The 13,752-nt window shown below is 49.6% G+C and carries 14 protein-coding genes; 4 read left to right on the forward strand and 10 right to left on the reverse strand.

What is annotated here, in order from left to right; all coding sequences use genetic code 11:
- Window positions 1–12 precede the first annotated feature (12 nt).
- Window positions 13–1,956, reverse strand: coding sequence for an acetate--CoA ligase (gene acs / locus KGF88_RS08165; protein WP_153825960.1), 1,944 nt, complete (start codon window positions 1,954–1,956; stop codon window positions 13–15).
- A gap of 372 nt (window positions 1,957–2,328) precedes the next feature.
- Here acs and KGF88_RS08170 point away from each other — a divergent pair, with 372 nt between their 5' ends.
- The 3 genes from KGF88_RS08170 (at window position 2,329) to KGF88_RS08180 (ending at window position 4,285) form a co-directional block, all read left to right on the forward strand.
- Complete coding sequence (locus KGF88_RS08170; protein ID WP_153825961.1) at window positions 2,329–3,507, forward strand: DcaP family trimeric outer membrane transporter; 1,179 nt, start codon at window positions 2,329–2,331, stop codon at window positions 3,505–3,507.
- 123 nt (window positions 3,508–3,630) lie between these two features.
- Window positions 3,631–3,990, forward strand: a complete 360-nt coding sequence (locus KGF88_RS08175; RefSeq protein ID WP_110076065.1) for a type II toxin-antitoxin system RelE/ParE family toxin — start codon at window positions 3,631–3,633, stop codon at window positions 3,988–3,990.
- Window positions 3,983–4,285, forward strand: coding sequence for a helix-turn-helix domain-containing protein (locus tag KGF88_RS08180; RefSeq protein WP_110076064.1), 303 nt, complete (start codon window positions 3,983–3,985; stop codon window positions 4,283–4,285). The genes KGF88_RS08175 and KGF88_RS08180 overlap by 8 nt, the downstream gene beginning before the upstream one ends.
- A gap of 74 nt (window positions 4,286–4,359) precedes the next feature.
- On the opposite strand, the gene KGF88_RS08185 is transcribed toward KGF88_RS08180, so the two are convergent.
- Genes KGF88_RS08185 through KGF88_RS08225 form a run of 9 tightly spaced genes read right to left on the reverse strand, consistent with a single transcriptional unit; the run spans window position 4,360 to window position 12,710 of the window.
- Window positions 4,360–4,947, reverse strand: coding sequence for a hypothetical protein (locus KGF88_RS08185; RefSeq protein ID WP_110076063.1), 588 nt, complete (start codon window positions 4,945–4,947; stop codon window positions 4,360–4,362).
- Complete coding sequence (locus tag KGF88_RS08190) at window positions 4,944–6,155, reverse strand: transglycosylase SLT domain-containing protein (RefSeq protein ID WP_162014454.1); 1,212 nt, start codon at window positions 6,153–6,155, stop codon at window positions 4,944–4,946. Before KGF88_RS08190 ends, KGF88_RS08185 begins: the two co-directional genes overlap by 4 nt.
- Window positions 6,109–6,837, reverse strand: coding sequence for a hypothetical protein (locus KGF88_RS08195; RefSeq protein ID WP_153825963.1), 729 nt, complete (start codon window positions 6,835–6,837; stop codon window positions 6,109–6,111). The genes KGF88_RS08190 and KGF88_RS08195 overlap by 47 nt, the downstream gene beginning before the upstream one ends.
- Window positions 6,837–8,108, reverse strand: a complete 1,272-nt coding sequence (locus KGF88_RS08200) for a hypothetical protein (RefSeq protein ID WP_162014455.1) — start codon at window positions 8,106–8,108, stop codon at window positions 6,837–6,839. Before KGF88_RS08200 ends, KGF88_RS08195 begins: the two co-directional genes overlap by 1 nt.
- 24 nt (window positions 8,109–8,132) lie before the next feature.
- On the reverse strand, window positions 8,133–9,572 hold the full coding sequence (locus KGF88_RS08205; RefSeq protein ID WP_153825965.1) for a hypothetical protein: 1,440 nt from the start codon (window positions 9,570–9,572) through the stop codon (window positions 8,133–8,135).
- Complete coding sequence (locus KGF88_RS08210) at window positions 9,569–10,693, reverse strand: hypothetical protein (RefSeq protein ID WP_153825966.1); 1,125 nt, start codon at window positions 10,691–10,693, stop codon at window positions 9,569–9,571. The genes KGF88_RS08205 and KGF88_RS08210 overlap by 4 nt, the downstream gene beginning before the upstream one ends.
- A gap of 15 nt (window positions 10,694–10,708) precedes the next feature.
- Window positions 10,709–11,743 carry a hypothetical protein gene (locus KGF88_RS08215; RefSeq protein ID WP_153825967.1) on the reverse strand — a complete coding sequence of 345 codons (1,035 nt, stop codon included), beginning with the start codon at window positions 11,741–11,743 and terminating at the stop codon, window positions 10,709–10,711.
- Window positions 11,743–11,961 (reverse strand): hypothetical protein, encoded by a 219-nt coding sequence (locus KGF88_RS08220; protein WP_153825968.1) that lies wholly within the window; start codon window positions 11,959–11,961, stop codon window positions 11,743–11,745. Before KGF88_RS08220 ends, KGF88_RS08215 begins: the two co-directional genes overlap by 1 nt.
- Before the next feature lie 59 nt (window positions 11,962–12,020).
- Window positions 12,021–12,710: a hypothetical protein gene (locus KGF88_RS08225; protein WP_153825969.1), complete on the reverse strand. Its 690-nt coding sequence runs from the start codon at window positions 12,708–12,710 to the stop codon at window positions 12,021–12,023.
- A 301-nt stretch (window positions 12,711–13,011) separates the two neighbouring features.
- Here KGF88_RS08225 and KGF88_RS08230 point away from each other — a divergent pair, with 301 nt between their 5' ends.
- Window positions 13,012–13,728 (forward strand): hypothetical protein, encoded by a 717-nt coding sequence (locus KGF88_RS08230; protein WP_153825970.1) that lies wholly within the window; start codon window positions 13,012–13,014, stop codon window positions 13,726–13,728.
- The last annotated feature ends 24 nt before the right edge of the window (window positions 13,729–13,752 follow it).

The following is a 13,752-nucleotide window of genomic DNA, read 5'->3' on the forward strand; positions in this document are numbered from 1 at the left end:
CCGCTATAATTATTATTTATTCAAGCGGTTTTGAATTAACGAATCTACCACGCTCGGGTCAGCAAGGGTAGAGGTATCCCCCAAGTTTTCAAACTCATTGGCGGCAATCTTACGCAAAATACGCCGCATGATCTTACCTGAACGGGTCTTAGGTAAATCTGCTGTCCAATGAATAAAGTCTGGCGTTGCAATTGGGCTCAGTTCTTTACGTACCCAATCGCGTACCTCTTTGGTCAGCTCATCCGTTACCTCAGTACCAGCCATGGCCGACACATACACATAGATGCCCTGGCCTTTCACGTCGTGCGGATAACCCACCACAGCCGCTTCAGAAATCTTCGGATGCTCAACCAACACCGACTCAATTTCCGCGGTACCTAAACGGTGTCCGGAAACGTTCAAGACGTCATCAACCCGACCGGTGATCCAGAAGTAACCGTCTTCGTCACGACGCGCGCCGTCACCGGTAAAATACATGTTTTTATAAGCTGAGAAATAAGTCTGCTCAAAACGCTCATGGTCACCCCACAAGGTACGGGCTTGGCCCGGCCATGAATCAAGAATAACCAAGTTGCCATCAACAGCGCCCTCTAGCACCTTACCATCGGCATCCACCAGGGATGGCTTCACGCCAAAGAACGGCCGTGTTGCTGAACCTGGCTTCAAATCAGTCGCACCCGGTAATGGCGTGATCATGATGCCGCCCGTTTCAGTCTGCCACCAAGTATCAACAATCGGGCAACGGCTATCGCCAATCACTTTGTAATACCATTCCCAGGCTTCTGGGTTAATGGGCTCACCCACTGAGCCCATGGTGCGCAACGATTTACGGGTTGAGGTTTCAGCCGCAGCAGTGCCCTTCGCCATCAACGCACGGATCGCAGTAGGCGCGGTATATAAGATAGTCACACTATGTTTATCAATCACTTCGCCAATACGACCCACGCCTGGGTAAGTTGGCAATCCTTCAAAGATCAAGGTGGTAGCACCGTTGGCTAACGGCCCATAAACAATGTAGCTATGGCCCGTGATCCAGCCCACATCGGCGGCACACCAGTAGACATCATCTTCATGATAGTCAAACACATACTGATGTGTCATCGACGCATATACCATGTAGCCACCGGTGGTGTGCAACACCCCTTTGGGCTTACCCGTTGAGCCTGAGGTATACAGAATAAACAGCGGGTCTTCAGCATTCATCACTTCTGGCTGGCACTCAGCCGGCACATCTTTCACCAGTTGGTCCCACGCCACATCGCGGTCATCGTGCCAGTCCACCTCACCATGGGTGACCTTAGCCACGACCACATGCTCTACCGTCGGGCATTTGCCGTTACGCAACGCCTCATCAACGTTGGCTTTTAGTGGTGTCGCTTTGCCACCACGACGACCTTCGTCAGCAGTAACAATCACTTTCACGCCACAGTCGTTCACGCGGTCCGCAATCGCATTTGGCGAGAAGCCACCAAAAATAACCGTATGCACTGCACCAATACGGGCACAGGCCAACATCGCATAGGCTGCTTCAGGCACCATCGGCATATAGATAGCTACCCGATCGCCTTTCGCCACACCTAATTTTTTCAAGCCATTGGCAAACCGCGATACTTCCGCGTGTAACTGCTTGTAGCTGATTTCATTACTAACGGACGGGTCATCGCCTTCCCAAATAATCGCGGTTTTGTCACCGCGCTCAGCTAAGTGGCGGTCGACACAGTTGTAACAGGCGTTCAAAGTACCATCTTCAAACCACTTTATGCTCACGTTGCCCGGTGCAAAACTGGTGTTTTTAACTTTGCTGTAAGGGCTAAACCAACTGATCCGTTGCCCCTGCTCACGCCAAAAAACCTCTGCATCATCAACACTTTGCTGATACATGGCGAGGTATTGGTCGTTATCAATCAGCGCCCGCGCTTTGGCATCCGCCGGCACTTTATATAAGTCATGTTGCATAAAACCTCCTTTCAACTGCGAAATCGTCACTGGCTATTGAACTGCGACATCGTCATTAGCTATTGGCTATTTGATATTGGTCCGCGATGGGCGTTCTCTAATAGCTAATATCTAATAGCTAATAGCTAATAGCGCTCTTGTTATTATGTTTTTCAATGCCCCTACCTTCATTTATTCGGGGCTGCGAAGCCATTAGACCATAGTCTAGATTGATAAATCACCCATCCTGCTATTGACTATAACTTAAGAGTGCCAGCGTCAAAGATTGCTGATATTAGCTTGATGTAACACAACAAATTAAAAGTGTAGCTGATATCTAATAGCCGACATCTCAATACGAACTTTATTTTAAGAACAACAAGGAGCACAGCAATGCTGCATAAAACTCTAACCAAATCGCTGATTGCCGGTGCAGTACTCAGCGGATTGGCATTCAATGCCCAAGCCGCAGAGGGCCCCGAATGGTCATTCGGTGGCTACGTAAAACTTGATGCCATGATATCTGATTATTCGGATGGTTCAGCCGGCTCTGGTAGCGACAAAAACATCGGTCGCCAGTTCTATATTCCTAGCCTAACCCCAGTAGGTGGTCGAGGTGACGATGCTGTCACCGACTTTCATGCGCGCCAATCACGCTTTTGGTTTGATGTGAAACAGGGCTTAGAAAACGGCGAAACCATCACCGGTCGTATTGAAATCGATTTTTTGACGGTGCCTAGTGGTGACGAGCGTATTTCTAACTCGTACGCGCCGCGTTTACGTCACGCTTTCTTGAAGTACAAGAACTGGACCATTGGCCACACCTGGTCCAACTTCCTAGATCTGAGCGTTTTTCCTGAATCCGTTGACTTTATCGGTGCTACCGACGGCATAGTGTTTATGCGCCAGCCACAAGTACGCTACACCCAAGGTAACCTGAGCTTCTCCCTAGAAAACCCAGAAACCACAGTTAGCCTTGTTTCTGGCACCGGGGCAGTATCACGCTTGGCCACCTCTGAAGGCATCATGCCAGACCTGACCATGAAGTACACCGGTAAAAGCGATAACTTCAGCTACAGCGTTGCTGGTTTAGTGCGTCAATTAGCACATGACATTGACGGTGACGGCGATGATGAAACCGTAGCTGGTTACGGTGTCACTTTTGGTGCTAAATACAGCCTCGGCAATGGTAACGACATTCGTGCCTCCTTTACTGCCGGCTCTGGCGTTGGTCGTTACATGGGTCTAAACACCTTCAACGGTGCTTACATTGCCAGCGATGGCAGCCTAGAAGCACTGGATGTAATGGGCGTAACCTTGGCCTATCGCCACAACTGGAACGAGAAAACCCGCTCTAACTTCGTCTTCAGCCGCGGCTGGGCCGATAATACCGATAATCTCGAAACCTCAAGTGCCACCGATTACACCCAACGTTTTGGCGTCAACGTCATGCACTCTGTTGACAAAAAACTCACCTTTGGTGCCGAAATCTCACGCGCCACTCGTGAAACAGCCAACAACCTTGATGGTGACCTAACCCGTCTCCAATTCATGGCCATGTATTCGTTCTAACAGCCCTTTAGAACTTCAAATCAAAAAAGGCAACGCATTATCGCGTTGCCTTTTTCTATTTCGTCACTTGACAACTCCAATGTTGATATATAGGCTAAAACCTATAAAACAAGGATGTTAATCATGTGGACAATACGAACTACGGATAGGTTTGATGCTTGGTTTGATGCATTAGATGATACAGACAAAGAAAACGTTATCGCTTCGTTGCTTCTATTGCAAAGTGAAGGACCTTTTCTGTCGAGACCTTATGCAGATACTTTATATGGTTCTGTTCACAGCAATCTTAAAGAATTACGAATTCAATCAAAAGGTAAGCCCATCAGGGTCTGTTTTGCATTTGATCTAAGCCGAACGGCGATTATCTTGTGTGCAGCGCATAAAAACCGCAACACTCGGCTTTTTTATCAAACGATGATCGCGACAGCAGACCAAGAGTTTACTCGACATTTAATCGCTATGGGGCAGAAAGACAATGGCTAGAACACTCGAGCAATTAATAGCCAACGAAAAACCAGAGCTCATTGCAAGAGCCAGCAAGAAGGCTGATGCTATGCTGCTAACTATTCGGCTAAGTGAGATCAGGAAGCTGGTTAATAAAACCCAAGTTGATCTAGCAAACTCTATGGGAATTAAACAACCCACGGTAGCAGGTATGGAAAAAACTGGAGCCGATATTAAGTTATCTAGCTTAAAAAAATATATCGAAGCTTGTGGTGCTCATTTAAAAGTGGATATTGAACTTCCTGACGGGAGCCATCACCAATTTAGCTTGTAAGCGATAAACTTCAAATCAAAAAAGGCAACGCCATTATCGCGTTGCCTTTTTATTTGTATCAACAAATAGGTGAATTACTTCAGCATCTCTTCTAATTCAGCTTTGGTTTTCTCAATCATAAATTGTTCAAACAAAGCCTGCTCAGAGGTGGGGTCTAATTGCATGCCACTCATGCCCACCATCTGGTTAAAGACTTCTTCTGGCTGTTCTAACGCAACCAATGCACACAGCTGTTTTTGGCCATCGATTTGCGCCAACGTCACTTCTTTCGGAATCGCACCCTCAAGTACTTCTGAGCTTAATTGGGTGCTAGCTTGCGCAAAACTGCTGCTCACCATGGCGCTTACGCCTTCAATGGTTTTAGCGCTGACAGACTTATCTAACACCGCCGCGCGAGTGCGAATTTGTTGCGCCAAATCAGCACGTGCGGCCGCGATCACTTGGGCCCGGTCCACTTGCATCTGGCCACTCCACTGCACGCACTGAGAGCTCGCAAGAGCTCCTTCTACTTCCGGCAAAAACACCCAGCTAGGCGCATTATCCGTTTCGTTTTTAGTTACCTCGCGCATGGTTTGCGCGCCATCATTAGAACTACAAGCCGCTAAGGTGGCAGCTACAGCACCGGCTAACGCCAATTGTAAAACTTTAGAGTGTTTGTTCATGATTGTAATTCCTCTTTATAAAACTGCTGTCGCTGCACAACTTTGCGCAGATAATTCTTGGTTTCAGTAGCCGGCAAATGTTGCATCAAATGCTCATACACAGCTGCTGCGCTCATGCCATTAGCTCGCTGCGCCGCATCGCTCAGCGATTTCGTTTGGGCCATCGCCAAACTCACGTTACCTGGCCCCGTATTGTAGGCCGCAATCGCCAAATACATCCGGCTCACGGGATCTTCCACCTGCTTAAAGTACCTGTTACCAAGCAAATGTAAATACACGGTACCAGCCTGCACATTTTGCTCAGGGTCATACAAGTATTCCGCTGATAACACCCGCTGCTGGCCGGTTAAGAACTCAGTCACATCCCGGCCCGCCGAGGTAGGCACAATTTGCATCAATCCAAAAGCAGGAATCGGCGACCGCGCTAACGGATTAAAACTCGACTCAGTGTGCATAATCGCCATCACCAATTCAACCGGCAAACCCCGTTGCATGGCATATTTTTCAGCAATCGGAAACATACGTTGCGCCCGTTCACTGCTCACTTTCGTGGGCAATTGAATGGTCACTGAGGTGGTCTTGCCTTGGCGCTTTACTTGCGCTGGTTGCTGCGTCACCTCAGCCGCCGACACCCCGCCTAACAACGAACTTTGCTGCATCTGCTGGGAATTTTTAAGTTGAGCTAAATTCACCCCAGCATTCACATGAATAGGATCTTGGGCCACAGCTTCTGCTAACGAGGTTCCGGTCGCTTTGGCTAACACTTGTTCAGCCTCAGCCCGCACCGCCGCCTCAGATTTACCGGCCGTCTCAGAGGCTAAAAACTCCACCGTCACCGTGTCATTTTCATAATCGATGATGGTACGCTGGCTTTGGTCATCGGAGTAGCTCACCCACTTGGTTTTACCCGACACCATGCCATCGTTCCAGCGCTCTTTAAGCTGCTCTACGTAGTTCTTTTCGGCATCTTGCCAGCGTTTCACAAAAGCTCGAAATTCAGCTTCGCGCTGCTCCGAAAACTTCTCAAACTGGGCCTTATTTTGCTGCTTAAAACGTTCAAAATCCGCTTGCTGGGCATGACCGTGCAACACCGCACCCGGCATCGCCACGGCCAACAACAAGGCCACCGCACTCATGCGTAAAGCACCAGCTTGCTTCATACTAGTTGCCAAAGTAGCTGTTGAGGTCCATCGCTTGTTTCGCTTCATACGCGCGTAACTCCTGTTTGATTTGCGGCAGCAATTTTCTGCAGGCCACGCTACCACAGCTGTTAGCCAGCATCATGGCCGTTGCGATCTCGCCGCCTTGTAACATCAATTCGGCCACCGCTAAGCGCGCATCATCCAATTGCAGCGCCGCTATATCTACGTTGGCTTTGGCATACGCCAACCCCTGTTGCGCAGGCGCCAATTTAGCAATCAGCGCAGCTCCATCAGCAGCAGTCGCACCATGGCTTAAGGCAATCTGTAACAACTGTTTTAACTGCTCTGGGGTTAACTCAGGGTATTGCGCCCAAGCGGCACGTACCGCCGTAGCGGCAACGCTCAGCGGCATATCGGTAATACTCACCATGCCCGTACAAACATGCGCATCGGCGTTGCTACTCAGCTTAAAATTAGTCACCTCAGCTTCAACGTAACCCACCTGCTCGTCTATCGCAAAACCGACCTGCTCGGCTAAGCGCGCCCGTACCTGCGCCATATCTTCAGCTTGCATGGCGGTGGTACAAGCATTGCGCAGCATGCCATCGGGCATATTTTTACTTTTTAGGATCTCACCTTGGCGTTGCTGCGCCGGCTCGTTGATACCAGCCGCCATCGCCGTAAAGCTAGCTAGGCTAAGCCCAGCTAGCAGCGCTAACACACCAACTTTATGAGCTGCGGCTAGCATTACAAGTTATCTTCATCGCTAACTTTGCCAGACGCGCCTTGCGAGTTCTTGGCACGCTCGTTCAATCCGCCACGGGCATTAGACTTGCCTTGCCCTGGCGCATCAGTGGCGTTCTGCCGCGCCGTAGCTTCTAATGAGGGTGCATACACAGCCACCGTGTACTGCCAAAAGCCATCTTCAGAGACAAACGAACGCAAACCTACTCCCGGCGGCAACTGGCCTTTGGTCAAAGTACCGTAGTCATCGCTTTGCTGCATTTGGTTTAAGAAAGTCACTTTATCTTGCTCTAAGCGGGTAACATTCTCAGGATCAGCCAAAGCTGGATCATCGTAGGTAAACTGCTCTGTGCTCTCTACTTGGCTTTCATCAAAGCTACCACGCCAGTAAACTTCTTCGCCTTGCATGGTACTTAACAAGGCAGCGCGCGCCCGCGTTTGCGACTGACGCAAGGCCGCATCGGCTAAACGCGAAGCCAGCCGTGGGTTGCTATTCTGGCGAATAATTGACGAACCAAAGCCCATCACAATCACTTCGCCGGTATTGGCATGAGTTAACACCTTCGCACCCATCGGGGGCATCACCCCATCTTGAATGTCGCTTACCACTTGCTTGAACACTTCGTTCGGGTCGGTCACTACATTCAACGCACCCACGTTGTCACGAATAATCGAACGGGTTTTTGGAGTTGAAATCACACTCACCCGTACCCGCTTGGTGTCCACATCATCAAACACATCATAAGTAACGTAACCTGCCACCGAGCCGTTCACCGACTCGCTACAAGCTTCTTCTGAACTCACAGATTCGTTACCCATACCATCGGTACCGCTGTCAATAAAGTCCATGCTCATGCTCACGAGGTTACTACAAACCACGTTCACACCTTTCTGGTGCTCTACTAAGCCTTTTTTAGCCACCAAAAACGCTTGGTTGTAGGCGGCACGCTTGCTCAATAGGCTCGCATTTGGGTTATCAAACAACTGATAACTAGCTGAACCTGTCGACAATACCCCAATCCCGCTTCCTACCGCGATGGTCATCACCCCATCTTGGGTGTTTTCCATCAGGTTTTGGTGCGCCACGGTCACGGCTGTGGCTTCATCATCGGCCACCACCACATTATCTTTGACTTCATAGTCACCGCTGGTTGGCGCCGCTTGGCCTGGCCGTGCTGGCATCATGTCGGTTAAATCAAAATCTTGCGCCATGGTAGCTGCTGAACTCAAACCCATCACACTACTGAGAACCACCGCAATCAACGAATGTTTCATAATTTGTCCTTAACTTACGTAAACTTATAGAAATTTAATTTTATAGGCGTTATCAATTCGCGCCTGCGGTAACGGTGCTGCTAATAACGGCGGCAGTACTTGGCTCAATACCGAGGCCAACTCCGCTGCGCTACCGTTATAGCGCAACTGCGCCGTAACTAACTGCTCATTGCCACCTACCTGCACATCGCGCACACCGCCGATGGTCTGCAACACGCCAGGTAACTCTGCGGTACTACTCAAATAGCGCCGAGCAATGGCGATTTCATGAATCAGTCCGCCCTGCGCTACCATCTGGGTAAAAGCCTCATGCAACGCGTTGGCTAAAGCCGCGCGCTGTTGCTCATGGCTTAAATGAACATCCAATAAATCGCGATGAATACCGGTTTTGTTAGGCAGCGCCAATAAGGCCGGGTTATTGTTCCACTGGCCATAAAGATTGCCGGCGGCATCTTCTACCTGCACACCTAAATGCAGCCGCGCACTATTGCCACTGACACGCACATCGGCATTGGCATTCACCAATAAACTGGCATTCTCACTCACTTCAATACCTTGCTGATTCAGCCACAAGCGCAAATGATCAGCCAGCGGTTGCGGTGCCATCACCCGTACCCGCGGCGAACCAATCGCGGTCAGAATATCTTGCGCCGCTTGCGCTAGTTCTTGCTTTTCAACCACAGCTTCTAGGGTTAACTTGACGCCACCATCACTCAGCATCTGGGTATCCAATAACTGCCAGCGTTTTACCAAGCCATTGCTGCGAGTGTGCAACTGCTGCGCCACCACATCCTTGAGGCTTTCGTTCACTTCGTCATTGGTTTGTTCAATCGACGAGTTAGAGTACTGGCTGTAGTTTTGCTGCAACCACACCCCAACCACTTGCGATACCGCCCGACGCAAGCCATCAACTTCCGCCACTTGTTGCGCGCTTAAGCCCTTGGCTTTATTCGGCCAACCTTCGCCGTTCACCACCACCGCAACTTCACGGCTGGCATCATCCCATACGATATCGCCATCCAAGGCATCAGCGCCACCGACATCAGTACCTCGCACCAGCGTCATGCTGACGCAAGTATCTGAACCTTGCAGCCAGGGTTGGCCACTTTGCACAAATAAATTAGCAACCGTGATGCCACTTTGGCTGGCCTCTTGCAAACTCTGTACCCACTGCGTCGCTTCAGCGGCACTGGTGGTAGTTAGCGAGTCAGCTACCTCATTTAATTGCAGCAGTGCAGGCCCTTTCACAAAGGCCGCTAATTCTGCCGCCGCCTGCGCTTCAGCTTGAGCAATGGCTGCTGCACCGCGTCCATAGGCACAAGCCTGCACGGTAATATCGGCATTACTATTAAAACTAATCGAGCTGGCGTGTGCTGCCGGGGCCGCCCCAAACGCAAGCGCTACCAGCCCCGAAAGCATCGCCACTGCTGGTAATTTAGCAGTATAGTTGCGTGCTTTTATCATGTTCTATTCTCCAAGAACCCCGCTGGAGTTCCGACACTGATGGCGAAAATCTTAACGCCATTGCTTGGACGATAAATACCATTGCTGGCTGAACGTTCAATCTGATTGGCCAAGCGCGAATTTTTCCAACGCACGATCGTACCGTTGGCGCTATTAATCGACGGCTGCACCCGAGCAACCCCAATCGGCTCCACAAACCCTGCTTCGTATTGAAACACAATCATGGTTTCGTTAGGTAACACCCCAGCATTCTGGCCACGATCTAAGCTAATTTGGTCGCCTTTAATCCCTAACACCTGCGCCGATGCAGGAATTTCTGACAGCATCCGCGTCAGCAAAATATCAATACCGCGAGACGCCATATCATTGATCACTGCATTTACATGAGCGCTGTCGTTATAGCGGAAGCCCGAAACGTAACGGTTATTGGCCATGATAAACTTCAGCTCGCTACGGTCGCGCACTTCTTCTGATTTCACCCGCACTTTACCCAGGTTAGGATACGACATGATTTCACGGGTACGCGGATTGATGGTGGCCGCAGTAAGTTCCAAGGTGTAATCCATCCAGCCGGTAATCGAACCTTCGTTCTTAACCGTGCGTAAAGTATCAATTTTCACCACGTAATCAGGCAGTAACGGGCCTGAACCACTAAAGTATTCCGCCGCTTTTGCTGCGCCCTGCTGCTCTAACACTGTGGCGCTTTCAGCATCAATCACCGCATCATCACGGGTTACAATCCGGTAACGGTTAATGCCACTGAATTGGTTTTCTAGCATAAACAGCAACTGGGTATCGTCGTAGGCCCGCAGAGCATCAACGCCTTGGCCTTCGCCACCCACGTCAGTGCCAGAAAAGTACATGCGTACAATCGGCTTTTTCAAAGGACACGCAGGATGTTCGTTATCCACATCAAAGGTACAGTTCTCTAGCCCTTGTGTGTTAAAAAATGCCGGTACCGAAATATCGCTATCATTGAATTGTTCAGGTGCCTTGGCAACACTCACTCCAGATGAGCGATTCGACACCTTAGTGCTCTGCGTTTGGCTAGGTGCGGTAGATTGACACGCCACCAACACACTCAAAGCGATAGCTGATACGGCTAATTTGGCAAACTTCATATTTGTTGTCCTTTACTATAAAAATAACCATGCCCGCAGGGGCTGTTCTAATTGTTGTTGCATGCTGCGCAGCGCAGCTTGCTCAGCGGCACTGGCGCTAGCTCCTTCACCGACACTACGCAGCTGTTGTTGCTGATACACGGTAAAAGGCGCGGTAGGGCTGGTTAACTGCACCTGCACCACGCGCTGTTCTAAAAACTTGCCTTGTTTTTGGCCGCGCTTACGCTGTTCCGTTAACCGTAACCAGAGTACGCTGTCGGTAGCTGCTGGCAATTGCGTCGATAAGGCGCCTACCAATGGCTGCAATTCATAATTAGCAACCACCCGTACGCCCATATTCTGCCACACTTGCTGCACCTCGCGCTGCAATTGTTCTAAATGCATCCGCGCCATCGGTTGGCCACCGTCTAATGCTGCCATGGCGCGCTCTAAGCGCAAGCCATCGTCGATGCTCTGCCGATACTGTAAACTCCACAATAACTGTTGTGCTCGCCCTTGCTCGCTGGCCTCATCCATAAATGGAAAATTCAACGCCTCTAAGGGCCGCAAACGGTCATGCAAACCCGCAACAATCGCGGCCTTAGGCACCGCCAACAACACCGCAACCTGACTACCATCAGCATTTTCTAACAGGGCACTCTGCTGTTCTTCTACTTGCTCTAATTGCAAACCCAGCGCCTCTAACAGCGTCACTTGGCTAAAATCATCCTGAATTTCAGTAGCACCTGCGCTACGTTTACGCGCCAACACACTGCGCTGTAAGGTATTCACATCAGCCGATACTTGCAGGCTAATTTCAGCCAGCGCATGCTGCCGTGCCGTCGCCTTAGAAACGCCAAAACCCACTGCATACAAGTGGGTTGTGGGATAATCCGAGACCGGTGCAAACACCCAATCCGGCCAGTCGGCCTCGGTTGGAGTAGCCGGCTGCAGCGTTGCCGATTGCGTTGCCGATGCCGCTGCCGACTGTTGCGCCGCCGCGCTGGGCAGCGCTAGTAGCAGCCCCAACAGCATCGCCATCTTACCTGTGTGCATCCAAAATGTGTGCATCAATTCAGTTCCGTTCCTAAATGATAAAACTCGTTATTTTTACTCATTCCATCGTGCAGGTTGTTCTCAACTTGCTGCAGCTCAACCATAGAATCTTTGCCACTCGCTATCAGCCGTTCTGCGCGCTGCTGCGGTGTCGGAGATAACGTACAACCTGCCAGGGCTACAGCCACAACAATGAGCAGGATTGATCTTGATTTTTTTAGCATGAATGCCATAAAGGTCTCAACTGCAACAGTAGGCACTGGCCTTATCAGCCAGTGCCTTACTTAATAGCTTATTTAGCTTCTAATTCAGCTTGCAAAGCATCAATCGCCAACATGGTATCTTGGTCAATCGAAATAAGGTCGCTTGCTTGAGTCGCCAAATCGATTTGATCCATAGCCCGAGTCATGGCCAGGCCAATGTTATTATTCACTGTTTGCTCTTCACCGCTGCCAAATATCACATATGCTTGAGCAATTGCGATAGCTTTGGCAATTTCAGTACCGTATTGACTCATTAGGTAAGTACCTTGAGCACCTTGAATCAAAATCTCTTCAAATAATTCTTGGTTAGCTGCAGAAACTTCTGCGATCGCGCCACGATAAGCATCGATCTTCGGACCAATTTTTTCTGCTTCAGTGGTTGCGCCTAAATCAAATTCCATAATAGCTGCTTTCAACTGCTCTGGCGTTGCTTCACGCTGCGCATACAAGAACGCCTGCACATCAGCATGGTTTTCTGCTTGGGTGCGATATAAGCCCATCACTTTCTTCTGACGCTCAGTGATATCTACTACGATATTTAAGAAGTCTTGAATACCAGGGAATGCGGTGATGCGTTCGTAGCCCAGCTCATCCATTTGTTCAGTTAATTCGGCAATCGCAAGATTACGATCTAACTTGGCTGCATCGCTGGTAGTAGCGCCACAACCGGCAAGCGTTAACATTGAAGCCAACAAAGCAGGAATGATTAATTTTTTCATAATAAGAGTCTCTCCGTAAGCTCCAACGAGCTTTCCATACGTTCCCCCAACCTAGCCTGTATACCAATAACTAACTAAGCTGAGAGAGGTCCAAGGCAAATTGTTATATAATTGTATACTTTGCCACTAGCGTTAAGGTAAATAATTTGTAAACGCATTGCAACAAAAAAATCTGAAATAGCTAAAAAAGTATTTAGCTGCTATTGAATGGTGCTTCTATTACAGGCATAGTAGCCCATAGCTACGCAATCTTTACGAAAGATTAACAGAGTAATAGCCGTTTTACAGGACGAAACTGCTGATGAAATATGTCAAAAAGCTAACAAAAATCGCACTTGGTAGCCTAACCTTAAGCGCAGTGGGCCTCTGCTCTAGCGTGAGTTTAGCTACCCCTGTTCAAGAATTACGACTGGCACAAGAAGCCTTCACTGAGTCGTACGCCTCCAACGTACCAGTAAGTGGGCGTATCTTAGTTGGGGTGGTGTATGCTTCTCCCAACCTTAGTGGAAACCTTGCCGTACGAGTGCCACAAGTTGATTTAGATCAACCTATTTGTTTGAAAGTGCATTCGCGCGATGGTAGCTACAGCTCAGAAAATGAATACCGCATGGCCGCCGCCGCAGAGGCTGAGTTATATTCAGTAGAATATCCTAGTAAGCATACAGATGTGTTAGATAAGCTCTCAGCTGACGAGATGGCTATGGTCGCCGTACCCGGCTCTTGTGAGCAGAGTAACAGCATTCAACAAGTGTATTTAAGCTATCGCGGCGAAGAGCCAGGCGGCAAAGTATACGTATTCGCTAACTCAGGGCGTAGCGATGTGTTCATGCAACTGCAGCTCGACTCTGGCAACCAAAATCACCGCTGCCAAGCTATCAAGCAAGGCGTCCGCACCGGCTACGATACCCTGTGTGAAATCGACCCAGCATTACTGCGCGATGGCAGCAACGCCATCACCCTCGTCCGCCGCCAAGCCGGCCGCATGCTGCCACCCGTTAAATTTGAGTTGGTGTATTGATATCGGCAAAGGCGCGGTTAGCTA

The sequence above is a fragment of the Idiomarina loihiensis genome (assembly GCF_024584785.1).
GTDB lineage: Bacteria > Pseudomonadota > Gammaproteobacteria > Enterobacterales > Alteromonadaceae > Pseudidiomarina > Pseudidiomarina fusca.